The 24398-nt window shown below is 61.7% G+C and carries 22 protein-coding genes; 13 read left to right on the top strand and 9 right to left on the bottom strand.

The window, feature by feature from the left end; translation table 11 throughout:
* The coding region (locus tag XH98_RS14075) for a M48 metallopeptidase family protein (RefSeq protein WP_271618940.1) at positions 1-293 on the top strand (293 nt) is incomplete at its 5' end.
* Positions 294-356: 63 nt separating this feature from the next.
* On the opposite strand, the gene XH98_RS14070 is transcribed toward XH98_RS14075, so the two are convergent.
* From XH98_RS14070 to XH98_RS14060, 3 genes are all read right to left on the bottom strand, one after another.
* A complete protein-coding gene (locus XH98_RS14070; protein ID WP_271618939.1) occupies positions 357-1307 on the bottom strand; it encodes a nucleotidyl transferase AbiEii/AbiGii toxin family protein in 951 nt (316 codons plus the stop codon).
* Positions 1297-1935 carry a hypothetical protein gene (locus XH98_RS14065; RefSeq protein ID WP_271618938.1) on the bottom strand — a complete coding sequence of 213 codons (639 nt, stop codon included), beginning with the start codon at positions 1933-1935 and terminating at the stop codon, positions 1297-1299. The genes XH98_RS14070 and XH98_RS14065 overlap by 11 nt, the downstream gene beginning before the upstream one ends.
* A gap of 147 nt (positions 1936-2082) precedes the next feature.
* Positions 2083-2562 (bottom strand): hypothetical protein, encoded by a 480-nt coding sequence (locus tag XH98_RS14060; RefSeq protein WP_271618937.1) that lies wholly within the window; start codon positions 2560-2562, stop codon positions 2083-2085.
* A 35-nt stretch (positions 2563-2597) separates the two neighbouring features.
* Here XH98_RS14060 and XH98_RS14055 point away from each other — a divergent pair, with 35 nt between their 5' ends.
* The 3 genes from XH98_RS14055 to metG all read left to right on the top strand — a co-directional run bounded on the left by XH98_RS14055 (position 2598) and on the right by metG (position 5753).
* On the top strand, positions 2598-2972 hold the full coding sequence (locus tag XH98_RS14055; protein WP_271618936.1) for a helix-turn-helix domain-containing protein: 375 nt from the start codon (positions 2598-2600) through the stop codon (positions 2970-2972).
* 407 nt (positions 2973-3379) lie between these two features.
* Positions 3380-3598, top strand: coding sequence for a hypothetical protein (locus XH98_RS14050; protein ID WP_271618935.1), 219 nt, complete (start codon positions 3380-3382; stop codon positions 3596-3598).
* Positions 3599-4088: 490 nt separating this feature from the next.
* On the top strand, positions 4089-5753 hold the full coding sequence (metG, locus tag XH98_RS14045; RefSeq protein ID WP_271618934.1) for a methionine--tRNA ligase: 1665 nt from the start codon (positions 4089-4091) through the stop codon (positions 5751-5753).
* 1601 nt (positions 5754-7354) lie between these two features.
* Here the strand turns inward: metG and fdhD are convergent.
* Positions 7355-8149: a formate dehydrogenase accessory sulfurtransferase FdhD gene (gene fdhD / locus XH98_RS14040; protein WP_442868578.1), complete on the bottom strand. Its 795-nt coding sequence runs from the start codon at positions 8147-8149 to the stop codon at positions 7355-7357.
* Positions 8150-8301: 152 nt separating this feature from the next.
* On the opposite strand from fdhD, the gene XH98_RS14035 reads away from it, so the two are divergent.
* From XH98_RS14035 to XH98_RS14020, 4 genes are all read left to right on the top strand, one after another.
* Complete coding sequence (locus tag XH98_RS14035; protein ID WP_271618933.1) at positions 8302-10626, top strand: FdhF/YdeP family oxidoreductase; 2325 nt, start codon at positions 8302-8304, stop codon at positions 10624-10626.
* Between the two features lie 125 nt (positions 10627-10751).
* Entirely contained in the window at positions 10752-11477 is a 726-nt protein-coding gene (locus tag XH98_RS14030; RefSeq protein WP_271618932.1) for a gluconate 2-dehydrogenase subunit 3 family protein, read from the top strand.
* 9 nt (positions 11478-11486) lie between these two features.
* Complete coding sequence (locus XH98_RS14025) at positions 11487-13265, top strand: GMC family oxidoreductase (protein WP_271618931.1); 1779 nt, start codon at positions 11487-11489, stop codon at positions 13263-13265.
* Entirely contained in the window at positions 13258-14487 is a 1230-nt protein-coding gene (locus tag XH98_RS14020) for a c-type cytochrome (protein WP_271618930.1), read from the top strand. The genes XH98_RS14025 and XH98_RS14020 overlap by 8 nt, the downstream gene beginning before the upstream one ends.
* Positions 14488-14490: 3 nt before the next feature.
* Here the strand turns inward: XH98_RS14020 and XH98_RS14015 are convergent, their stop codons facing one another.
* The 5 genes from XH98_RS14015 to XH98_RS13995 are packed head-to-tail and all read right to left on the bottom strand — an operon-like array spanning position 14491 to position 18325.
* Entirely contained in the window at positions 14491-14766 is a 276-nt protein-coding gene (locus tag XH98_RS14015; protein WP_271618929.1) for a cytochrome C oxidase subunit IV family protein, read from the bottom strand.
* Complete coding sequence (locus XH98_RS14010) at positions 14763-15407, bottom strand: cytochrome c oxidase subunit 3 (protein ID WP_271618928.1); 645 nt, start codon at positions 15405-15407, stop codon at positions 14763-14765. Before XH98_RS14010 ends, XH98_RS14015 begins: the two co-directional genes overlap by 4 nt.
* Positions 15400-17007 (bottom strand): cytochrome c oxidase subunit I, encoded by a 1608-nt coding sequence (gene ctaD, locus XH98_RS14005; RefSeq protein ID WP_271618927.1) that lies wholly within the window; start codon positions 17005-17007, stop codon positions 15400-15402. Before ctaD ends, XH98_RS14010 begins: the two co-directional genes overlap by 8 nt.
* Positions 17004-17945 (bottom strand): cytochrome c oxidase subunit II, encoded by a 942-nt coding sequence (gene coxB, locus XH98_RS14000; RefSeq protein WP_271618926.1) that lies wholly within the window; start codon positions 17943-17945, stop codon positions 17004-17006. The genes ctaD and coxB overlap by 4 nt, the downstream gene beginning before the upstream one ends.
* A 26-nt stretch (positions 17946-17971) precedes the next feature.
* The gene (locus XH98_RS13995) at positions 17972-18325 is read right to left on the bottom strand and encodes a hypothetical protein (protein ID WP_271618925.1); all 354 of its coding nucleotides are present in this window, start codon (positions 18323-18325) and stop codon (positions 17972-17974) included.
* 119 nt (positions 18326-18444) lie between these two features.
* On the opposite strand from XH98_RS13995, the gene XH98_RS13990 reads away from it, so the two are divergent.
* Genes XH98_RS13990 through XH98_RS13970 form a run of 5 tightly spaced genes read left to right on the top strand, consistent with a single transcriptional unit; the run spans position 18445 to position 24385 of the window.
* Complete coding sequence (locus XH98_RS13990; protein ID WP_271618924.1) at positions 18445-19101, top strand: cytochrome c3 family protein; 657 nt, start codon at positions 18445-18447, stop codon at positions 19099-19101.
* Positions 19098-21983: a TAT-variant-translocated molybdopterin oxidoreductase gene (locus XH98_RS13985; RefSeq protein ID WP_271618923.1), complete on the top strand. Its 2886-nt coding sequence runs from the start codon at positions 19098-19100 to the stop codon at positions 21981-21983. The genes XH98_RS13990 and XH98_RS13985 overlap by 4 nt, the downstream gene beginning before the upstream one ends.
* The gene (gene nrfD / locus XH98_RS13980; RefSeq protein WP_271618922.1) at positions 21980-23335 is read left to right on the top strand and encodes an NrfD/PsrC family molybdoenzyme membrane anchor subunit; all 1356 of its coding nucleotides are present in this window, start codon (positions 21980-21982) and stop codon (positions 23333-23335) included. Before XH98_RS13985 ends, nrfD begins: the two co-directional genes overlap by 4 nt.
* Positions 23328-23858, top strand: coding sequence for a DUF3341 domain-containing protein (locus XH98_RS13975; protein WP_271618921.1), 531 nt, complete (start codon positions 23328-23330; stop codon positions 23856-23858). Before nrfD ends, XH98_RS13975 begins: the two co-directional genes overlap by 8 nt.
* Positions 23855-24385 carry a c-type cytochrome gene (locus XH98_RS13970; RefSeq protein WP_271618920.1) on the top strand — a complete coding sequence of 177 codons (531 nt, stop codon included), beginning with the start codon at positions 23855-23857 and terminating at the stop codon, positions 24383-24385. Before XH98_RS13975 ends, XH98_RS13970 begins: the two co-directional genes overlap by 4 nt.
* Positions 24386-24398 lie beyond the last annotated feature (13 nt).

Here is a 24398-nt window from a genome sequence, read left to right as displayed (position 1 = left end):
CGTTAATCGGGAAGTGGGAAAAGCGGCTTGGGGTTCGGCTAGAGCGCGCGTTTGTCCAGAAAATGAAAACAAAATGGGGCAGTAGCAATCCCCGCCTGCGCCATATCAGGCTAAATCTTGAGTTGGCGAAGAAGCCTGCTCAATGCTTGGATTATGTCGTGCTGCATGAGATGGCCCACTTCATTGCCCCCAATCATGGTCAGCGCTTCCAAGAGCTTCTCGACCATCATATGCCGAATTGGCGCAATATACGGCAAATGTTGAACGAAGCCCCGCTAGCATACAGTGAGTGAGAGACGATCAGCTGTGTACTCTCCGGCTTAACGCGGTAGCTGAAACGCTCTTGAAGGAATCGCCTAAAGTCTATCCACGTGTTCTTTAATTTCGGCGAGTATTTGCTCGAAAGTCGGCTTCTTCGCGTAATACAGCGAACTGCTGCGCTCATAGGCTTCAGCATACAGCTCGCGTGTTTCTGCGTCGCTTAAGCTGAAGGCATCATTCTTGGCGATATTCAGGTTGTCGCCTTGCCGGAAGCGCTTTTCCTTGTGCTCCTTGTAAGCGTCTGTGCCGATGAAGTCCTGAACTTCCTTGCGCTGGAGCAATTCATAGACGTCGTAGTAGTGACGCATGAATCCGACTGGATCGCTCTTGTCTGCCTGCTGCTTGCGGAATTTCGTCGAGATCGTTTGCAGCTTTTCGACGAAAGTGTAGCCGGAATCATAGCAAGGCACACCCTTCGCGCGGTTGTCGATAATGTCGACCTTGCTGGCGACGGCCCTGTCGTACAGCCAGGAGCTGATGTCCTTTGGGGTGTTCGGAGCGACCTTGTCGAATCCGGCCTCGAGCAAGACACCATCCCGAAGCCCATCCATCGGTTCGGTGATGCTCTTGTAGATCAGTCGGATGCCCCCGTTGCGATAGTCGGGGACATCATCGAACGCCGTATCGCGTTCGACATTTGTGATTCCGTCAATCTTGATCGTCTGAGCCAGCCAGTCGAAAAAATCCTTCCGGGATTTGATATGTGCTGGCTTGTCGTGGTTCTTGCCCGTTTTGACATCCTGGCCGGCCGGAGGCTCGATAAGAATATCGATGTCCTCCGAAAACCGGCCAATGATGCCATGCCCCTTTGAGAGGGACGTGCCGCCTTTCAACTGAAAGGTAAAACCGAGCTGCTGAAGCCCATAAAGGCAGTGCATGATCCAGTAGTCTTTCTCGACCAGCGCTGGATCAATGCCCTTTTCTGCCGCCACAATCCGGATCAGGTCCGCAAATTGCGGATGGTTGTGGAGGAAATCAGCCGGCATGGAGCTCGTTCGCTCCTAGCGCACGATTGAAGAACTTCTTTGTTCGTTCATTGCCGTACTCGCGAACCGCGCGACGCAAACGACGTCGGTCAGTCGAGGCCGCGCGTTTCTGGACGCGCTCCAGGACCTCTTCTTTTGCTTCGGCAAGCTGGTCGACATTATTGACGAGATCGACAAGCAGGAATTCCGGCGTCAGTGACTTCGGAAAGCGCGGCTTCACGCGGAACACATACTTGCGATTGCCGAGTTGAAACTCGCCATGGCGCTTGTGGTTATAGACGACCGTCTTGTCATAGAGCTGCGTCGTTCCCACACCCAGGCTGTTATAGGCGTTCGGGGAGGCCAGCAGGAACGGATCATCCTTCAGGAACGCGCACACGACATCTTTGTCGGATGCCGGGGCCGGTCCAAACACAGTCTCCTTCGGAACGACATAGAGGCCGCCCGAAAGCTTCTTGAGAGTACCGCTCTCAACCAGCTGCTTGAGATGTCGATCGACAGCCGTCGACCAGCGGGCCAAATCCGCCCGTCGATAGGCTTGGCCTGGCTTCAGATGGCGTTTGAGTTGGTCGAGCTTCGTCATGCCAGCAATATAGGTCAAATAGGCCTGTGGTGCAAGGATTTTCATTGAAAAATCATGCAAAATAGATGATAAGATACTGAAATTATTGTCATTTATAAAATGTCAACTGCTTTATCCGACTGCGGCAGCGAATGACGAACCGATCGAACCGGATGCCTCCAATGGCCGCCCGAAATGCACTACCAATCTTATTCAGGTCTGATTGAGCCCATTGTTGGGACGGATAAGGGTAACGTGCGGTTGGAAGTGCCGCGCCCCAAACGCATTCCGTTGGTGGTTGCTCGGCTGTCGGACACCGATAACGTCGAGGGTTTCAAGCGGGTAGAAGCGGGCGCGCAAGGCACGGATCGCACCCGTTGCAGTGCTGGTGCGTCGTATGCGGACGCCGACATGACATCGTGCAGGGTCGATCTCCGGTCGAGGATTTTCACCTCCTGGCGCCATGGCCATGAAACGAAGATCTTCCGAAGGGACTTCGATCGTAATAGGCTCTTCACAATCCTTGAGCCCTGGTATGGCGCGCCTCGCATGATACACACTCAAATGCAGCCGCTCATGGAGATGCGCAGACCGAAGTCCCATGTCATGCATCAAAAACCGCCGGATCGCATCCTCGCTATCGCGCGCGACAAAAAGCATTGCCCAAACTGAGTGACGGTGCATCGCCTTCATGAAGACTATGACAAGGTCAACGCGGAGACGGTGTGATGAAGGCAACATTGATAATTATCCAGAACCAGGCCGATCATGAGGCGGCTAAGGCGCTTGTCGGCAAGCTGATGCAATCAAACCAGGCTGCCGATCGAGCGCGCATGGTCGCGCAGGCTCGCCTTATCGAGGCGTATGAACGCGCGCGTTGGCCGCGCAAAGCGCTGCCGTTGCCCGATTTGCTGACCTATTTGGTTGAGCAACATGGTTTGACGCGCGCTGATCTTGTTCCGCTTCTGGGCACTGCGAGTCGCGTTAGTGAGATCATGTCCGGCAAGCGCGAATTGAGCATGACGATGGTGAAGCGTCTGCGCGAGCGTTTCCATATTCCGGCGGATTTGCTGATTTCAGCGAGTGGAAGTGTTGCTGCTTAGGTCAAGCGGGACCGTGACGGTCTGAGTTGAATTTGCCGGCAAGGAGCAGACTCTGATGGAACTCCAGTTCTGGCCAACCGACTCAATTGGAACCAGAATGGACTCTGAAGGGTCATAATCCGCGTACTGAAACTACTGGGTCTTTCTCGCTCCGAGACTCCGATTGAACCAGAAACGACACTCGTTCGATTTGAGTCTGTCTGCTTCGATCGGAGTCTGCTGTCGCCGTGGGTAGCCGCGGCACCACAGCTCGATGCGGCCTATCTGACTGGGGCCGGCTTCTCCGCTCAAGCGCGCTTCTTCGCTTCGACGGTAGCGCGCTGACCGCTTAGACGGCCAATTGCCGACGCGCGAGCGTCCGATCTTTCGGCACAAGAGCTAGTTTGTAGCCAAGAACGTTCGTTGCCTTGCTTAATGTATTCAAGTGTCGGATTCGCGTCCTTGCCGATGAGACGCAGCAGCTTAACAAGGAGGTACAGAAATTCCTATATGAGCGGACGCTGGAGCATTTGCTCGATCTTCACGTGATCGAGGGCATCGATGATGATGACAAGGGCGAAGGCGATCGAGCCAATGTTTTTTGGTTGCGGCCGGCGAAAATCGAATCTGAGATTGAGCGCTGGTAGAGCACACTGAATGATCTTACCGTGCCTTCCAGGATGTCGGCCTTTGACACGGCGGCGTTTGCGGCGAACTTGCCTGCGCAGCGCGCCGGTATACGGGCCCACGTCACGGGCCTTTATAGTATCCAAGGAAGGTTGAAGCCTAGGAGCCGACGTGGTGGCAGCGCCCACTGGATCTCAAGCGACGACGACAAACACTCCCCAGTCTGCACAGGCCGGTCCGGCAACCAGTTCTGCTAAAGCACTTCCCTACGGCCGCCGCCGCGAAGGCCTTGTTCCTCGCCATTCGTCGCGCTAGATACGATGGTAGTACGCTAGGAAACCCGATGACGTTCGCCGTGACCAAATTCTGGACGCGAATGCCCCGCCCGCAGGATATCTGCCGGAGGGATTGAAGGCGCGCGCGCCGATCGGATAGCGGACCCGAGCCCTCCCATCCTGCGGAGGGCATTTTTTTTGTCCGCATTCTCTCTCATCCGACGGAGTGTGTTACATGACCAAGTATCTCATCACCAGCGCGTTGCCCTATATCAACGGCATCAAGCATCTCGGCAATCTCGCGGGATCGCTGCTGCCCGCCGACGTCCACGCCCGCTACCGACGGCAGACCGGAGCAGAGGTTCTCTACATCTGTGCCACCGATGAGCACGGCACGCCGGCCGAACTCGCAGCAGCCGACGCCGGCGTCGGAATCAGCGACTACTGCGCGCGCCAACACGTCCTACAGGCCGGCACCTACCGGGGGTTCGATCTCTCCTTCGATCATTTTGGACGTTCCTCTGGCCCGCGCAACCATGCGCTGACGCAACACTTCTTCGCCTGCCTGGAGCGCAACGGCTTCGTCGAGGAACGCGAACTGAAACAGGTGTACAGCGCCGCCGACGGCCGTTTCCTGCCCGACCGCTACGTGATCGGCACATGTCCGCACTGCGGCTCCGACCGCGCCCGCGGCGACCAGTGCGAAGCCTGCGCGCGCCAACTTGATCCGACTGATCTGATCGCGCCCCGTTCGGCGGTCTCCGGATCCACCGATCTCGAGGTGCGTGGGACGCGGCATCTGTTCCTGCGCCAGACCGCCCTCGAAGGCAGTCTGCGCGACTGGCTTGCCTCGCGCCGGGACTGGCCGCCGCTAGTGGTCTCGATCGCCAACAAGTGGCTGGACGAGGGCATCCGTGACCGGTGCATCACGCGCGATCTTTCGTGGGGTGTGCCCGTTCCCAAGCTAGGCTACCAGGGCAAGGTGTTCTACGTTTGGTTCGACGCGCCGATCGAATACATCGCAGCAACGCAGGAATGGGCCGATGTCGATCCCGAAAGCCGCGACTGGCGTTCCTGGTGGCTGGAGGCCGACGACGTGCGCTATCTCCAGTTCCTCGGTAAGGACAACGTCCCGTTTCATGCCGTGAGCTTTCCCTGCACGCTGCTCGGATCTGGCGAACGCTGGAAGTCCGTCGACGTCATCAAGGGCCTGAACTGGCTGACCTACGAAGGCGGCAAGTTCTCCACCAGCGCCAGCCGCGGCGTGTTCCTCGACCAGGCGCTCGACCTGCTACCGGCCGACCGCTGGCGTTGGTGGCTGACCGCAAACGCGCCAGAAGGCTCCGACACCGATTTCACTTTCGCGCGCTTCGCCGCCGACGTCGACCACGACCTCGCCGACACGTTCGGCAACTTCGTCCAGCGAGTCCTAAGCTTCGTAGTCTCCCGCTACGACGGTGTCGTACCCGAGGGGCCTTTGGATGCCGACTTGCCGGCGCGGCTCGCGCCGCTGCTGGACCAACTGCGTGAGCGCCATGAGGCCCTGGCGTTGCGCGGGACAGCCGACGCGGTGCGCGCGGTCTGGAGGTTCGCCAACGCCTATCTCGTCGAGCGGGCGCCGTGGACGCTTCTGAAAACGAATCCGGCGGCCGCCGCAGGCGCGATCCGTACTGCCGTCGGCCTGATCGGGGTCTGCGCGCAGGCGGCCTGGCCCATTATGCCAGGCGCCGCAGCGAAGGCGCTCGCGGCCATCGGAGAGGATGCCGATCTGCCGGCCTTTCCTACGGAGCACATTGCGATTCCTGCGGGCCGACGTATCGCCCATCCCGGACTTCTGTTCGCCAAGCTGGGCGCGGCATGGGCCGAAGCGCAGAGCCGCCGGTTCGCCGGGACGGTCTAACAGTCGACCGAAGCGTCCGTCGCGGCCGAATCGGCGGCAGACCGGTGGCGAGGGGAGACCAAGCGGTCGGCAGATACCCCGGCGTTTCTGAGTCACACGGTTTCACCAGTTGAAGGTCTGCGTCACCCGGCCGGTAGGTCGGATGAATAGGCCCGCAGCGCGTGCCGGTAAGCCTAGGCGATGAGTTTGCGCTGTCCGTAAGTCGGAGACGCCGGAAGGGCCCAGTTGCAGATCGTCCGGTAGATTAAAGGACGACCGCCTGTGAACGGCCGTGGACCACTCGCGTGATGAAGAATGAGTCCTTGTTGGATTTTTCGGGGGTGGAACCTCGTTAGTCCAATGAAGGGCTGCCTTCCCACGAGTCTGCCCCGGCGAGATCGCTTAGTTGGCAAATCTGACTTGGACGAATGAAACATCGGGAAGGCCAAGCGGCGCAAGCGGATTAGCTTTTGGAGGTCAAGGACTCGATCATGTGTGGCTTATCGCCGCCGCCCTTAACCGGTGATGGGCGAGCTGGAAGAGCGAGATGCCACCGCAGTCCCGCCGGGGATTTGATCCTCGCCCGAGGTCACGAGGCGAGAGTAGGTCTTCTGTCCGGGGTTTGTTTGTCGGAGTTGTTGGGTCGCGGGCGGGGGACTTTGAATCCTTGGACGTTATCTAGTGATGCCAAAAACAGGGCGCGAACTTTTGCTCGTTGAAATGAAAGTAGTGTCGAGCGAGAAGTCGAGGGTGGCAGCCCGAGCTCTTTACTTGGCCTCGGAATAATCGCTTAAGCGCAGCCAAGCTCCGCTGGCTCAATAGAAGTAGATTGTTAAGTTACCGACACAAAATCTCGTAAAAACACGACCCGCAGTTTAGCGCCGCAGACTCAAGACCAGAAAAATCTGGTTGCTCCCTGAAAATAGTGTCTCACTATACTGCCAGGGAACGCGATGCAGTGCCCTTCTTCTTTAAAAAAATATTTGCGAGGTGCGTTCGGCTGAAGGCCCTCCGGGCCAACATGAGCTTAAGCGGGCATTCCTCTACTATGGTGACTGGGAAAGCAAGCCGCACGAGCGAGGTCTTCGCAAATCCCGACCAGCTCCGACGCCGCAAGCGCTAACGGCAGCGCCAGCGGCTGAAGGAAGGCAACCCTGGTAAGCTAGGGTCGCTTTTGGATAGCGCTGTGAGCGGCTGTCTGCGGCTACTCGGATCGGTTCTCCGGTACTGCATCGCCGCCTCACGGCTGTGCGGAAATTGTACGGGCGTGAGATGGCTGAACCAGCTTAAGGGCGGTTTAACAGTCCCCGGGCAACTCCGCGTATCTCGAAAAGCCTCGAATTTACTGAGGTCGAAAAGCGCCACTATTTGCCGAGCTTTTTGACCCGGCTAAAGCCTCCCCCGTTCCCTAGGGGCGCCTGTTACCATGAGGACCCGCCCCGCATGACCGAAGCCGACCCGAAATCAAATATCCTTGGCCATTTCGACATTCAGGGCACCGATCACGCCGGTGCCCTAAAACTCGATGGGGCAGCCACAGAACTGCAAGTGTGTCAGACTCGTACGAGGGGATAGGAACTTGGCGCAAGTCCGCATTTTGCTCCGGCTGTCTCTCCAGTGGCTTAACGACGAACGCCCGCGGGATGGCTGAAAATTTCAAAGTCGCTGCCGCGCGCGATGCCAACCAATGTCAGTCCGCTGGCCTCGGCGGTTCGGATCGCAAGCGCGGTCGGCGCGGAGATCGCAACGATGATGCCGACGCCGATCGCTGCTGCCTTCTGCACCATTTCCACCGAGATCCGGCTCGTGAGGATGACGGCGCCGCTTCGACCCGATGTGCCCAGCGCGGCCAGCGCGCCGGCAAGTTTGTCCAGCGCATTGTGACGTCCGACGTCCTCGCGCACGATCATGTCGTCATTGTCGGGCCGAAAGAAGCCGGCGGCGTGGGTGGCGCGCGTCGCATGATTGAGGATTTGCGCTGCGCCAAGGCGCTCAGTCGCGGTGCGGATCTGCGCGGGCGTGAGACTGATCTGCCGCGCCACGGCGCGATGCACCCGGTTGGCTTCGGCGAGACTCTCGATGCCGCACAAGCCGCAGCCGGTCGGACCAACGAGCCGCCGGCGCCGATCCTTCAGCCGGCGTCCCGCCCGCGGCCGCAGCCAGACTCGCAGCTCGATGCCGCCGGCACCGGGAACGACTGACAGCTCCTCGATCTCCCCCGCTTCATCGATGACCCCCTCGGTCAGGCTAAAGCCTAGCGCGAGATCGGTGAGATCGGACGGCGTCGCCATCAGAACAGCCATGGTCGTGCCGTCAAACACGAGCGCCACCGGACACTCCTCGGCAATGACGCGCTCATCCCGGGTTCCGCGCGAGGTTAGCCGAGGCATTTTGATCGAAGCTGTCGGCGTCAACACGTGTTCGTCTCTTGCCGGGCGGGAGCCGTGCATGATGTTCGTCCTGCGACGAAGTATCGACGCGCCGGCGCGCGCAATGTTCCTGATGCGGAGGAACCCGCGATGGCGCCTTCCGTTTTGCGTACGGGGGCTTGCAAGCAAAAGGCCCGTCAATGCGGCAGAAAGCCAAGGTCGAGAATTATGATGCTCCTGCCGGCGGCTGGGGCTCGCTCAACGCCGTCATGCACATCCTCACGCAGGAGGAGGTCGCGCTGCTCGGCAGCGAGATCCTGCTGAAACAGAACAAACCTGATGGTTTCATGTGCGTTAGCTGTTCCTGGGCGAAGCCGGCAAGTCCGCATCCCTTCGAATTCTGCGAGAACGGCGCCAAGGCGACCGCCTGGGAAATAACCAGCAGGACGGTCACGCCGGATTTTTTTGCGCAGCATACGCTCACCGAGCTGCGCGCCTGGTCCGATCATCAATTGGAAGAGCAGGGCCGGCTGACCAATCCCATGCGCTATGATCCGGTCAGCGACAAATATGTGGCGGTCGACTGGAGCGAAGCGTTCCGCGAGATCGGTGCCGAGCTGAACAAGCTCGATCCCCGTTCGGTCATCATGTACACGTCCGGCCGCGCCTCGCTGGAGGCCAGCTACATGTACCAGTTGTTCGGCCGGATGTACGGCACCAACAATTTCCCCGACAGTTCAAATATGTGCCACGAGACGACGTCTGTGGCGCTGCCGCAGGTGATCGGAGTTCCGGTCGGCACCGTATTGCTGGAGGACTTCGAGAAGACGGATTGCATCTTCTTCTTCGGCCACAACACCACGACCAACGCGCCGCGGATGCTGCATCCATTGCAGGAGGCCGCGCAGCGCGGTGTGCCGATCGTGACCTTCAATCCGCTCCGGGAGCGGGGCCTCGAACGCTTCGTCAATCCGCAAAACCCGCTGCAGATGATCGCGGGCGGCACGCGCATCAGCACGCAATATCATCAGGTCCGCGTCGGCGGCGACGCTGCGGCCATGGTCGGTATCTGCAAATGCGTGATCGAGGCGGACGACCGTGCGATCAAGTATGGCGAGCCGCGCTTGGTCGATGTCGACTTCATCACGCAGCACACGTCCGGCTTCGACGAATTCGCCGCATTCTGCCGCGATCAGAACTGGCCCGACATCGAGCGGGCGTCAGGTTTGAAGCAATCGGCGATGCTCGAGGCGGCCAACACCTACATGAAGGCCAACGCCGTCATCGCCAATTACGGCATGGGCGTCACCCAGCACAAGCACGGCGTCGAAACCGCCAAGATGATCGTCAATCTGCTGCTGCTGCGCGGCAATATCGGCAAGCCCGGCGCCGGAATCTCGCCGATCCGCGGTCATTCCAACGTCCAGGGCCAACGCACCGTCGGCATCTCCGAAAAGACGAACCTTGTGCCGCTCGACAAGCTCGCGGAGCTTTACGGATTCGAGCCTCCGCGCTGGGACGGTCTGTCGACTGTGGACGCCTGCGAGGGCATTCTAAAAGGCAACGTGCGCGGCTTCGTCAGCCTGGGCGGCAATTTCGTGCGCGCCATTCCGGAGCGGTCCCTGATGGAGCCGGCCTGGTCGGGCCTGCGGCTATCTGTGCAGATCGCAACAAAGCTCAATCGCAGCCACATAGTGCCGGGCGAAGTCACGTATCTCCTGCCATGTCTCGGCCGCATCGAGATTGATCAGCAGGCCACCGGCGCACAAGCCGTGTCGATGGAGGATTCCACCGCGTGCATTCACGGCTCGCGTGGCCAGCGCAAGAAGGTGGCCGAGCATGCCCTGTCTGAGCCCGCGATCATCGCAGGCCTCGCCAAGGCGACGCTCAAGCCCAATCCCAAGGTCAATTGGGATTACTGGATCGCGGACTATTCACGCATCAGGGATGCGATCGAGCGCACATACCCAGACCAGTTCAAGGATTTCAACAAGCGCATGTTCGATCCCGGCGGCTTTCCACGGCCGCTGGCGGCGCGCGAGCGCAAATGGAAGACGCCGAACGGCAAGGCCAATTTCACCGCGCCCAAGGCGGCCTTCGCGCCGCCAAAGGAGAACGACGGCATCTACGAGCTGATGACCATGCGCGCCGACGGACAGTTCAACACGACGATCTACACCGAGGACGACCGCTTTCGTGGCATCCATGGCAGCCGCTACGTCGTGCTGATGAATCCTGATGACATGGAGGTGGACGGCCTGAAAGCCGGGGACACCGTCACGCTGGTGACGGAGGCCAACGACGGAATCGAACGTAGCCTGAGCGAGCTTCAGGTCGTGCCCTACGACATCCCGTCTCGAAGCCTCGCCGGCTACTACCCCGAATGCAACGGGTTGATTCCGCTCTGGCACTATGCCGAAGGCAGCAAGGTGCCGGCGGCGAAGTCCGTTCCGGTGCGGCTCTTCAAGGATGTCCCGCCCGAGATCATCGAGGGCGGCGGCGAGGTGCCGATCTCGACCGCCTAGCGGAACGCCAGAGATTGCCACGATGCCGGACTCGTCCGCCGCTCGCGATCCGACCAAAGGCTAACCCGCGCATAGGAACTTCCAAATCCAGCCCACGTTGGCGACACGGGCTTGATGGATGTTCCATGCAGCGCAGAGCCTTTCTGACACTCGCGGCCTGGCTTGTCGGCACGACATCCCTGACGCGCGCGACTGTGATCCACAATCACGTGCCATGGGCGCCTCATCCGAATTCGCCCCCAGAGATGGTGCGGCCAGGCCCGTGGCAGTTCTTCACCCTCGATGAAGCCCGCGCGATGGAAGCGATCGTCGATCGCATCATCCCGCCCGATCCGGAGACGCCCGGCGGCAAGATTGCCGGCTGCGCTGTCTTCATCGATCGCCAGCTCAAGGGGCCATACGGCTCCAACCAGAACTTCTACACGCTGGGGCCGCATACCAAAGGCACCAAGGAGCAGGGACCGCAATCGGCGCTGACCCACGCCGAGCTCTATCGCAAGGCGCTGGCCGCGCTCGACACGCATTGCAAATCGACCCGGGGCGGAAAGCCTTTCGCAGAGCTCGACGCTGCCGCGCAGGACGATGTGCTGCGAAAGCTCGAGTCAGGCGAGGTCAAGTTCGAGACGGTCGATGCGAAAGGGTTTTTCTCGGCCCTGCTGAAGGACGTGCCGGAAGGCTTCTTCGCCGATCCCATCCACGGCGGCAACATCGACATGGTCGGCTGGAAGATGATCGGCTTTCCCGGCATTCGCTACGACTATCGCGACTGGGTCGGTCGTCATAACGAACGCTATCCGCATCCGCCCGTCGGCATCGCGGGACGCGCGGACTGGACCCCGGCAAAGTCGTGAGCGTCGCACATGGCCCGTAAGCTGCCGCGGAAGGATGTCGTCATCATCGGGCTCGGCTGGACCGGCTCGATCATGGCCTATGAGCTCGCCGATGCCGGGCTCGACGTGATCGCGATCGAGCGCGGTCCGTGGCGCAATACGGCCACGGACTACCCGCCGGGCTACGCAGCCGACGAGCTGCGCTACCGCATCCGTCACGAGCTGTTCCTGAGCCCGAGCCAGACCACCTTCACCTTCCGCAACAAGATGAGCGAATCGGCGCTGCCGATCCGAAGCTGGGGCGCCTTCATGCCGCCGAACGGCGTCGGCGGAGGAGGGGTGCACTGGAATGCGGAGACGTGGCGCTTCCTGCCCTCGGATTTCGTGCTGAAGACGCATCTGACGGAACGCTATGGCGTCGGCTTCCTGCCCGATGATATGACCATCCAGGACTGGGGCGTGACCTACGACGAGCTCGAGCCGCATTACGATCGGTTCGAATATCTCTGCGGCACGTCCGGCCAGGCCGGCAACATCAAGGGCACGATCATGGACGGCGGCAATCCCTTCGAGGGGCCGCGCTCGCGCGCCTATCCGAATCCGCCGCAGGACCAGCCGTTCGGCCATACACTGTTCGGCAAGGCCGCGCGTGATCTTGGCTACAAGCCGTTTCCGCAGCCCTCCGGCAACATGTCGCGGCCGTACCAAAATCCCCTCGGTGTTCGCCTCGGGCCCTGCACCTATTGCGGCTTCTGCGAATGGTTCGGCTGCGGCAACTATTCAAAGGCCTCACCGCAGACCACGGTTCTGCCCGCACTGGTCCGCAAGCCCAACTTCACTGCTCGTGACAACAGCGAGGTGACGCGGATCAATGTCGACGGCTCTGGCAAGCGCGCCACCGGCGTGACCTTCGTCGATACCGCGGGCGAGGAATGGGAGCAGCCGGCCGATCTCGTCGTGCTCTCGGCCTATACGATCTTCAACGTCCAGCTCCTGCTGCTGTCGGGCATCGGCAAGGCCTACGATCCCGCGGCCAACACTGGCGTCATCGGCCGCAATTTCACCCACCAGACCGTCTCCGACGTCATCAGCTTCTTCGATCCGGCCAAGTTCGTCTTCAATCCCTTTATCGCCTCCGGCGCGATCGGAATGTGCATCGACGAGTTCAATGGCGACAATTTCGATCACGGTCCGCATGGCTTCGTCGGCGGCGGCTACATGGGACATGTGCAGACCAATGGCCGGCCGATCGAAACCACGCCGGTGCCGCCGGGCACGCCGCTCTGGGGGGCTGCGTGGAAGAAAGCCGTCAAGGAGAACTATCAGAGCGCCATCAAGCCTGGAACCGGCGTCCACGGCAGCATGTACAGCTACCGCGACGTCTATGTCGATCTCGACCCGACCTACAAGGACCGCTTCAACCGGCCGCTGGTGCGGATCACCATGGATTTCCACGACAACGAGATCAAACAGAACAAATTCCTGACCGACAAGTTCGCCGAGATCTTTCAGGCGATGGGCGCAAAGCAGGTCCACAAGGAATATCGCAAAGCGCCCTACGACATCACCAAATACCAGACCACGCATCTCTGCGGCGGCGCCATCATGGGAACGGATCCCAATACGAGCGCGCTGAATCGTTATCTCCAGAACTGGGACGTCCCGAATCTCTTCGTTTTGGGCGCCAGCGCGTTTCCACAGAACGCCGGCTACAATCCGACCGGAACGGTTGCAGCGCTTGCTTATTGGGCGGCCGATGCGATCCGGTCGAAATATCTCAAGAACCCGGGGCAGCTGATCAATGCGTAGAGCTGCACAATTCGCGCTATTGGTACTGACGCTCGCCGCGGGCGTCAGGGAGGCCACGAGCGCGGGTTTGCAGGAGTTCGCCGCCGTCGAGCGCGGGCGCTATCTGGCCGTTGCAGCCGATTGCGGCAGCTGCCACACGGTCCCGGGCAATGATCATCCTCTGAGCGGCGGCCGTTCCATCGAAACGCCGTTCGGCGTGCTGGTCGCACCCAACATCACGCCTGATCGGGAGACCGGCATCGGCGCCTGGAGCGACGAGGAGTTCGACGCAGCCGTGCGGAAAGGTATCCGCCGCGACGGCAAGCGGCTCTATCCGGCCATGCCGTTTCCCTACTTCGCGCGCATGACGCAAGAGGACGTCAAGGATATCCGCGCTTATCTGTCGACCGTCGAACCCGTTCATAATCCGGTCTCCGTCAACAAACTTCCGTTCCCGCTGAACCAGCGATTGGCGATGACGGTCTGGGACAGGCTCTATTTCTCACCGGGCGAGTTCATGGAGCGGCGGGACAAGTCGACGCAGTGGAATCGCGGCGCCTATCTCGTCGAAGGTCCCGGCCATTGCGGCGCCTGCCATACGCCGAAGACGGTGTTGGGCGGCGACAAGTCCGACAAGCGTCTCCAGGGCTACACGCTCCAGGGATGGGTCGCGCCTGATATCACCAGCGGGCAGGGACCGCTCGCGGAATGGGCGGCCGACGACCTCGCGCAATATCTCAAGACCGGCCACAACCGGTTTGCCGCCGCGGCTGGTCTGATGGGGGAAGTCGTCGAGCTCTCGACGTCCAAGCTCAGCGACGACGACACCAAAGCGATGGCGATCTATCTGAAGGATGTATCGGGACCGAAGCCTGCGGCGGACAGTTCGGCGGACTCGCATGTGATGGCCGCGGGCGGTGCGATCTACCAGGACCTCTGCTCGGCATGTCACAAGTCGGACGGGTCAGGCGTTCCCAACCTCATTCCGAACCTCGCTCATGCTGCGACCGTCAACACGGGCGACCCCACGACGGTGCTGCGCGTGATCCTCCAGGGTGCGCAGAGCGTTGCGACTGACAAAGAGCCGACGGGTCCTGCCATGCCGGCCTTCGGCTGGCAATTGAACGACGCGCAGGTCGCGGCGGTTGCGACCTATGTTCGAAATCATTGGGGCAACGCGCCGCCGGTCAGCGAGGACGAGGCCAGGAAAGAGCGCACGGCGCTGGACGCGAGGACGAACTGAACCTTACGTCCGGGTCAAAAAATCCATCGACCCCAGCCATAACAGGATGCCGAGCCAGAACAGTCCGGCGCCGGCGAAGATCAGCGTAAGGCCGCGGCGATGGCGCAACTCCATGAAGATGGCCGCGACAAGCCCCGCCTTGATCGTGCCGATCGTCAGGGCCACGACGCCATTGCCGGCGCCGAGCGGCACATAGGCCAGAGCCACGGTCAGCGCCAGCAAGGCCAGCAGGGCCAGCCAGGCACCGACAAGAGCCAATGGAGGTCGCCATTCGGTCATGACGTCGACCTCCCGGGCAGGTAGATCAGCGCGAACAGGAAGATCCAGACCACATCGACGAAGTGCCAGTACAGTGCCGTGCTGTGCAGCGCCGAGCGATGGCGTGTGGTCGGCGCCTTTCGGCAGATGAGCGCAAGCGTGACCAGCAGGCAGATCCCGATCAGCATATGCAGCGCGTGGATCGCGGTGGCGATGAAGTAGAAGACGAAGAACAGCTGGACGCCGTTGGCCTTCGGTCCGGCGAACTGGAAGTTGATACCGGGGACGAGATGTTCGTCATATTCGCCGCTGTACTCGATGCCCTTCAGCACGATGAAGACAAGACCGAGACAGGCAGCACCCACCAGCAGCCATGTGACGATCTTGATCGTCGCAGGCGAGAAAATCTCGACCGCCCACGCCACCAGAAAGCTCGATGTCAGCAGCACGGCTGTGTTGGCGGTGCCGATGACGATCTCGGTGTGCCGGCTGCCCGCGGCGAAGCCTTGCGGGAAGGCCTGCCGGTAGACCAGATAGGCCAGGACCATGCCGCCGAACAGCAGCACTTCCGTCGCGATGAACACCCACATGCCGAGTTCGGCGGCATGGTCGCGGTGCGGGATCGATGCATATTGCGGGGCGACGGCGGAACTCTCAGGCATTTTGCGGCTTTGCCTCGAAACGTTCGTTGTATTGATACGGCTCACGCGTCACCACCGGCTGTGTCGGGAAGTTGAACTCCGGCGGCGGCGAGGAAGTCTGCCATTCGAGGCCGGGCGCGTTCCAGGGGTTCGCGGGTGCGCGTTTGCCAAAGAAGGCGGAATAGCCGAGGTAGAACAGCGGCATCAGATAGGCGACGGCGAGGATCGCGGCGCCTCCCGAGGACAGCACGTTCCAGACTTGAAATTCCGGGGGATAGAGGTGATATCGCCGCGGCATGCCTTCCGCGCCGAGGATGAATTGCGGGAAGAACGTCAAATTGAAGCCGAAGAAGATCAGCACCGCGGCCGTGCGTGCCCAATATTCCGAATAGAGCCGCCCGGTGATCTTCGGCCACCAGTAATGCAGCCCGCCGAAATAGGCCGTCACCATGCCGCCGACCATGATGTAGTGGAAATGCGCGACGACAAAGTAGGTATCGGTCGCGTGCACGTCGTAGGCGAGACAGGCGAGAAACAGGCCGGTGAGGCCGCCGATCGCGAACAGGCCGATGAAGGCCAGCGCATAGAGCATGGGCGCATCGAAATGGATCGAGCCCTTGTGCAGGGTCGCCGTCCAGTTGAACACCTTGATGGCCGAGGGCACCGCGACGATGAAGCTCATGAAGGAGAAGACGAGGCTTGCGACCAGGGACTGGCCGCTGACGAACATGTGGTGGCCCCAGACCAGGAAGCCGACCGCGGCGATGGCGAGGCTGCACCACGCTACGAATTTGTAGCCGAACACCTCCTTGCGCGAGAAGCAGGAGATCAGCTCATTGATCACGCCCATGCCCGGCAGGATCATGATGTAAACAGCGGGATGCGAGTAGAACCAGAACAGGTGCTGGAACAGCAGCGGATCGCCGCCGATCCGGGGATCGAAGATGCCGACGCCGAAGAACCGTTCCGTCGCCATCAGCAGCAGCGTGATCGCAAGCACGGGCGTCGCCAGCACCAGGATGACTGATGTCGCGTAGAGCGACCACAGGAACAGCGGCAGCCGGTACCAGGTCAATCCCGGCGCGCGCAGGCGGTGGATGGTGACGATGAAGTTGAGGCCGGTGAGGATCGACGAGAAGCCGGCGATGAAGACGCCGGCGGCGGCGACGATCACATAGCTGTTGGAATACAGCGTCGAGAATGGCGTGTAGAAGGTCCAGCCGGTGTCGACGCCTCCCGCGAAGATCGCGAACAGCGTAATGCAGCCGCCGAGCATGAAGATGTACCAGCTCATCAGGTTGAGCCGGGGAAACGCAAGGTCGCGCGCGCCAATCATCAGCGGGACGATGAAATTGCCGAGCGTGTTGGGAATCGACGGGATCAGGAAGAACCACACCATGATGATGCCATGCATGGTGAAGAGGCGGTTGTAGACGTCGGAGCTGACGAGATCGGCCTGCGGCGTCGCGAGCTCGATCCGGATTGCGGTTGCGGCCGCGCCGCCGATGAAGAAAAAGAAGATCAGGCTGGCGAAATACAGGATCGCGATCCGCTTGTGGTCCGTCGTCAGGAACCAGGACCGCAGCGTGTAATCGGTGGTGAGATAGTTCTTCTCGCTCATGATTGATGTCCCGCGAGCGATTTGATGTAGACGACGAGCCGCAACAGCTGGTCCTCGCTGACCTTGCCCTCGAACGAAGGCATCAACGGTTGATAGCTTGCAACCACCTGGCTGCGGGGTAGCAGGATGGAATCCCGAATGTACTTGTCATCCGCGATCACGGTGGTGCCGTCCGAGAGCGGCACGGGCTTGCCGTAGACGCCTTCGAGCGGCGGCGCGCGAACCGTGCCGCCGCCACCGTGGCAGCCGCTACAACCGAGCTCGCGGAACAGCTGGCCGCCTTCGCTCGCAAGCGGGCTCGATGGGGCCTGCTGCGTCAGCCAGTTGGAGAAGTCGGCCGGCTCCATCGCCACGATCTCGCCGATCATGCCGGAATGGTCGGTGCCGCAATATTCGGCGCAGAACAGATGGTAATGGCCGGGCTTGTCGACCTCGATCTCGAGGTCCTGATAGCGGCCCGGGACAACGTCATGCTTGAGCCGAAGAGCCGGGATGAAGAAGCTGTGAATGACATCCTGCGAGGCCATCACCAGGCGGATGGGACGCCTGACCGGGATATGCAGCGCATCGATCTCGGCTTGTCCGCCGGGATGCTGCGTCTTCCACATCCACTGCTTGGCCACGACAAACACATCATGTTCGTCCGCCGGCGCGCGGTAGATCTCGAAGTAGACGCTCGCGCCCCAGACGAAGAGGCCGAGGAAGCAGACGACCGAGGCGGCAGTCCAGCTCACCTCCCAATGCCAGCTCTTCTTGACGCGATGATCCCGGTCGGTCCGGCTGCCGGCGCGATAGCGCGCACAAAACAGCGTGAGCAGAAAGAACAGCAGTGCGAGCACCAGCGCGCTGACAATCAGAAGACCGGCGAACAGCAGGTCGACGTCGCCGCTGTGCGGCGAGAGCCCAGGCTGCCAGAATGGAATCCACTGGCGCCACATCTAGGGCAACCCTGATCGGAGCGGGCTCACGGGGAGGGCCATCCGGGTAGTCCCTTGCGCAGCAGGATTTCGACCGCACGGTCGATCGGGATGCGGACCTCGCCACGATTGCGATCGGTCCAGCCGTAGCCGCGCTCGATCCGCGCTTCCCCCTGTCGTGTCGCCTGCAACGTGGATTGTGGACTGACCTCGAGCGGAGGCGCATTGGAGCTCATGGCCGGACGGCTCGCAGGCGTGACGTGCTTGGTGGACAGCGGAAACAGGAAGGGCAGGGCGAGCGGGGTGACTACTACGAAAGTTGCAAGGCCCGCCGCGAGCCAGCCGACCAGGCGGAGTCCGACGTCCGACCGCTCGTAGTCGACGTGGTTGTTGTTCGCCATGCTGCTGTCCTCGGTCGCGGCGGGACAATGCACGCTCGGGGATTGTGTTCCTACGTTAGGAACCAACGTGCGGGGGCCAGATTGTCGATCGGACAGCTTGCTCTCAGGTCCCGGCGAGAATGGTGCAAATATTCTCTCCTGTGGCGGACACATGGATTCGCCTGTTTCTGATTGGCGGCCTGTCGCTCGCCGGCGGCAGCATCGTGGCTGCGGTCGGCTTCGCGCATTCGGCTTACATGACCGAAACCGACATACGCCCGCATCAGCCGGTGCCGTTCAGTCATCGCCACCATGCGGGGGAACTTGGCATCGACTGCCGCTATTGCCACAGCAACGTCGAGGCCGGCCCGCAAGCAGGCCTCCCACCAACCGAGACCTGCATGACATGTCATTCCCAAATCTGGACCAACGCGTCGATGCTGGAGCCGGTGCGGAAGAGCCTCGCCGACAACACGCCGATCCCATGGACGCGCGTTGCCAAGCTGCCTGACTACGTCTTCTTCCGCCACGACATCCACATCGCCAAAGGCGTGGGTTGCGAGAGCTGCCACGGCCGCATCGATCAGATGGCGCTGACCTATCGGGCCAAGGTGTTTACGATGCAGTTCTGCATCGATTGCCACCGCGATCCTGCGCCGCATCTGCGCCCTCTGGATCACGTCACCGACATGGCGTGGACGCCGCCTGCGCATGCGCGAAAGGAGGGCAACGCCATCGCAGCTCATGAAGGCATTCGCTTCGGCGAGCTCACGCATTGCTACGTGTGTCACCGATGAAGCGCCGCAGCGACCATCAACCGGCGGACGGGCCGCGCGTGTGGGCCGGCATCGAGGAGCTGTCGAATGATCCGCAGTTTCAGACCTTCATCGAAGCGGAATATCCTGCTGTCCACGAATTCTCCAAGACGGCGCGACGCGACTTCCTGAAGCTGATGGGCGCGTCCTTCGCGCTGGCGGGGCTGACCGGCTGCGAGAAGAGTTCGTTCATCACGGCGTTGCCCTATGTCGACCAGCCGCCGGGCGAGACCATCGGTCTGCCGCGCTATTATGCGACGGCCGTCCTGCTCGACGGCTACGCCCAGCCAGTGATCGCCACGGCGCATGCGGGTCGGCCGACCAAGCTCGACGGCAATCCCGGTCATCCGGCCACGCAAGGCCGCAGCGACATCTTCATGCAGAGCGCCGTGTTGCAGCTCTACGATCCCGATCGCGCAGCCGCGCCGAGCCGCCACGGCGAGGCTGTGAGCTGGGCCGATGTGGAATCGGCGATCGGTACGATGCGCGAGAACTGGCGCGCTGATCAGGGCGAGGGCGTGCGTCTTCTGCTTGGGCCGACGACGTCGCCGACATTGCTGCGGCAGATCGATGCGTTTCGGAAGCAGTTTCCCAAGGCGCGCATTCACGTCCATGCGGCTGCGGGACACGAGGCGAGGCGACAGATCACGGCCGCTGTCTATGGGCAGGCCGTGGATCTCCATTATGGTTTGGCAGATTGCGATGTTGTTGTCGGCCTCGATGATGATTTTCTCGGCCCAGGGCCTGACCAGGTGCGGAACGCCCTAGGTTGGTCGCAAGCGCGCCGGCGATCCAGCGATCGTCCGGGCAATAGGCTGTTCATGGCAGAGAGCGTGCCGACCGCAACGGGCGCCATGGCGGCGCACCGGCTCATCGCCGACGCAAGGCGGATGCCCGTGCTCGCGGAGGCGCTGGCAGGCGAGCTGGGTGTGGCCGGCGCGTCGAAGCCGGGCGTGACGGACGCCGAATCTGGCTGGATTGCGCGCGTGGTCGCCGCTTGCAAGGACCGGGCCGGTCGCACGCTGTTCGTTTCCGGATTGAGCGGCGGGGCAGCTGCGGCGGTCTGGATTGCCCGGATCAACCAAGAGCTCGGCAATGCCGGTCAAACGCTGAAGCTGACCGCACCGGTCGCGGGGCCAGCTGATGCAGGAACGCTGGCCGAACTGGTGTCCGATATCAATGCGGAGCGCGTCACCTCGCTGCTCGTGATCGATTGCAATCCTGCCTACGACGCATCAAGTGAGGTCAATGTGGGCGATGCGATCAAGCGCGTTCGCTCCTCGCTTCACGTCGGCCTGCACCGCGACGAGACCGCCGCACTCTGCCAATGGCAGCTTCCCCTGGCGCATCCGCTGGAGAGCTGGAGCGATGCGCGCGCCGTCGACGGCACCGTCAGCATCCTTCAGCCGGTAATTTCGCCGTTCTACGACGTCAGATCGGTGCATAATGTGTTTGCGAAGCTGCTCGGCGCCGACGATCAGGCGCCGGATGCCGCAATCCGCGAGACCTGGCAGGCGAACTTCGGTGACGCATTCGAAGCGCGGTGGAAGCAGGCGCTGCATGACGGCTTCATCGCCGGCGCGGCACCGTTCGTCACCGCATCGCCCGCCAGCAATGTGATTGCGTCCCCGAACAAAACCGGAGACCTCGATATCGTTTTTCAGCCCGATCCGACAGTCTGGGATGGCCAATTCGCCAATGTCGGCTGGCTTCAGGAGCTTCCAAAGACGCTGACGACGGTGACGTGGAGCAATGTGATTGCGGTAAGCCCAGCGCTTGCGAAGCGCTTCGGCGCTACAAGCGGCGACCATGTCGAAGTGATGGTCGGCGAACGTCGCATCAAGGGACCGCTCTGGATCATGCCTGGCCAAGCCGACAGCACTGTCGCGCTCTATCTCGGCTACGGCCGAAGCCGCGCGGGAAGGGTGGGCGACAATCTCGGCTACGACGCCTACCAGGTTCGGCCCGCGGCAAAGCCGTGGCTGGCACAGGGAAGCCTGCGCAAGCTCGACAGCCGCGAAGATCTCGCGGTGACGCAACTGCATCATCGCCTCGATGGATTTGATCTCGCCCGTGAGGTCAGCCCCGGACAGGTCGAGAAGGTCAAGCCCGAGCAGGCCAGTCTTTATGCCCCCTGGCCATCGGCCAAGAACGCCTGGGGCATGGTGATCGATCTCGACAGCTGCATCGGCTGCAATGCCTGCGTCACCGCCTGCACGGCCGAGAACAACGTTCCCGTGGTCGGAGCGGATCAGGTCCGGGCTGGCCGCGAGATGCACTGGCTGCGGATCGCGCGCTACTATACCGGCGACATCACTGAACCGCGCAGCTTCTTCGAGCCGGTGCCCTGCATGCATTGCGAGGATGCGCCCTGCGAGATGGGCTGCCCGGTCCACGCCACGACGCACAATTCCGAGGGCGTCAACCAGATGGTCTATAACCGCTGCATCGGCACGCGCACCTGTTCCAGCTACTGTCCCTATAAGGTGCGGCGCTTCAACTTTTACGACTATAGGGCGCCCGCGGATTCACCGGAGCACGCAGCTCACAATCCTGATGTGACCGTGCGCTCGCGCGGCGTCATGGAGAAATGCACCTATTGCACCCAGCGCATCGAGGCCGCGCATGTCGCTGCGGATAAGGAGAACCGTCCCATACGCGATAGCGAGATCGTCACAGCCTGCCAGCAGGCTTGCCCGACCAGAGCGATCGTGTTCGGCGATATCAATGATCCGAATTCGGAGGTGTCGCGGCTGAAGCGCGACGGCCGGCACTATGTCCTGCTGGAAGAGCTGGGGACCCGGCCGCGCACGACGTATCTCGCCCGCTGGCGCGAGGATGACACGGAATCGAGGCAGGGATGAGCGAGCCATCCGACATCCTGCCGACGCGCCAGAGCATCGGCGGCATCACCGACCAGCTCACCGGAATTCCGCTGCATTTTCCAGCGGACCGGCGCTGGATCATCGCCATGTCGCTTGCGAGCGTGCTGCTGCTGTTGTTGGTGGTCTCCGTGGTGGAGCTGTTCACGCGCGGCGTCGGCATCTGGGGCATCAACATCCCGGTCAACTGGGCGTTCGCCATCCACAATTACGTCTGGTGGCTCGGCATCGGCCATGCCGGCACGCTGATCTCCGCGCTGCTGCTGCTGACCGGCAGCGACTGGCGCAACTCTCTCAACCGCTTCGCCGAGACCATGACGCTGTTCGCCGTCGTCTGCGCCGGCATCTACCCGATCCTGCATCTCGGCCGGCCCTGGTACGTCTACTGGATGTTTCCCTATCCCGCGACCATGGGCGTGTGGCCGCAGTTCCGCAGTCCGCTGGAATGGGACATCTGGGCGGTGCTGACCTATCTGACGGTCTCACTTGCGTTCTGGTACACGGGCCTGATCCCTGATCTCGCTGCCGCGCGTGATCGCGCCAGGCGGCGTGGCTGGCAGATCTTTTTCGGCATCGCGGCGCTCGGATGGCGCGGATCGGCGAGGCATTGGCAGCGCTGGCAGCAGGCGTACCGGCTGACCGCGGGGCTCGCGGTGCCGCTGGTGGTCTCGGTTCACAGCGAGGTGTCACTGTTGTTCGCCGCCGGGCAGATTCCGGGCTGGCACTCCACGATCTTTCCGCCGTACTTCGTGCTCGGCGCGGCCTTCTCCGGCTTCGCCGTCGTCTCTATCATCGCAGTGTCGTTGCGCTCCTGGTTCGGGCTAAAAAACCTCGTGACCGACGATCACCTCGACCTTCTCGGCAAGGTCCTGATCGCGACCGGCCTGATGACCGGCTACGGCTATGTCTTCGAAGTGTTCGACGCGGTCTATTCCGGCGAGGCACATGAGATTCAAACGCTGGCGGATCGGTTCACGGGTGCCTACGCCTGGACCTATTGGGGCGCGGTCATCTTCAACTTCATCCCGCTGCAGGCGCTGTGGTGGCGGGCGGTGCGGCGCAGCGGCTGGATGCTGCTGCTGATCTCCGCCTCGGTCGTGATTGGAATGTGGCTCGAACGCTACATGATCCTGGTCACTAGCCTTTATCGCGACTTTCTCGTCTCGTCGTGGAGCCACTTCACGCCGAGCTTCTGGGACTGGTCGACCTATTTCGGCACGATCGGCCTTTTCCTGGTGCCATTCCTCATCGCTATCAGGCTCGTGCCCATGATCTCGATCTTCGAGAGCAAGGAGCTGCTCCACGAGGAGAAGGAGGAGCGGCAACATGGCTGAGCAGCTCTATGGCGCGCTCGCGGAATTCAAGACCCCGGAAGATTTGTTGGCGGCGGCGCGCAAGGCACGGAAGGCCGGCTATCGCAATCTCGATGCCTTCACGCCGTTTCCGGTCAAAGGGCTGGACCGGGTGCTGCGCTTTCCGCGGCCGGCCATCTCCTTCATTGGGCTCGGCGGCGCCATTGCCGGCGCGAGCACCGCGCTCGCCATGCAATTCTTCACGAATTACGACTACCCGCTCAATGTCGGGGGACGGCCGCTCTATCCGCTCTCAGCCTTCGCGGTCGTCACGTTCGAGCTCACCATCCTGTTCTCAGCGCTCGCCATGCTGTTCGGGATGCTGTGGCAGAATGGGCTGCCTCGGCTCAGCTATCCCGTTTTCAACGGCGAGCGGCTTCACCGCGCCAGCAAGGATCGGTTCTTCCTGTGCGTCGGCGCTGACGATGTCAGGTTCGATGCAAGCGAGACGCTGGCCTTCCTCAGCGGGACCGGCGCACTATCGGTTGAGTTGGTGCCGGAATGAACAGGTGGCCAGTCATCGTCGTGCTTGCCGGCTTGCTTGCCGGCTGTGATCAGAACATGGACGAGCAGCCACGCTACAGCGAATATTCGCGCGCGCCGCTGTTTCGCGGCAGCGTGCTACGGCCGCCGCCGGCGAACACGGTCGCGCGGGATGATCTGGATCGGGAGAAGGCGGCCAGCATAAAGCCTGTGCTATCGGCCCCACTGCTGGCGCGCGGGCGGGAGCGCTTCGGCATTTTCTGCTCGCCGTGCCACGGCGCCGGCGGCGACGGAACTGGCATCGTCGTCCAACGCGGCATGCCGCGCCCGACGAGCTATCACGACGACCGGCTGCGCGCCGCGGACGACCATTATTTCTTCGACGTCATCACCAACGGTCATGGCGCGATGTATTCCTATGCGGCCCGTGTGCCGTCTGGGGATCGCTGGGCGATCGTCGCCTATATCCGCGCGCTCCAGCTCAGTCGTCGCGCCTCGCTCGACGACGTGCCGGCTGACGAGCGCGCCAGGCTGGAGAGCCAGCCATGACAATTCGTAGCGC

Origin of the sequence: Bradyrhizobium sp. CCBAU 51745 (assembly GCF_028128715.1) — a bacterium.
In the GTDB taxonomy this organism is placed as follows: Bacteria; Pseudomonadota; Alphaproteobacteria; order Rhizobiales; family Xanthobacteraceae; genus Bradyrhizobium; species Bradyrhizobium manausense.
Note: the sequence above shows the minus strand (reverse complement) of the source record. Positions and strands in the feature narration are given on the sequence as shown.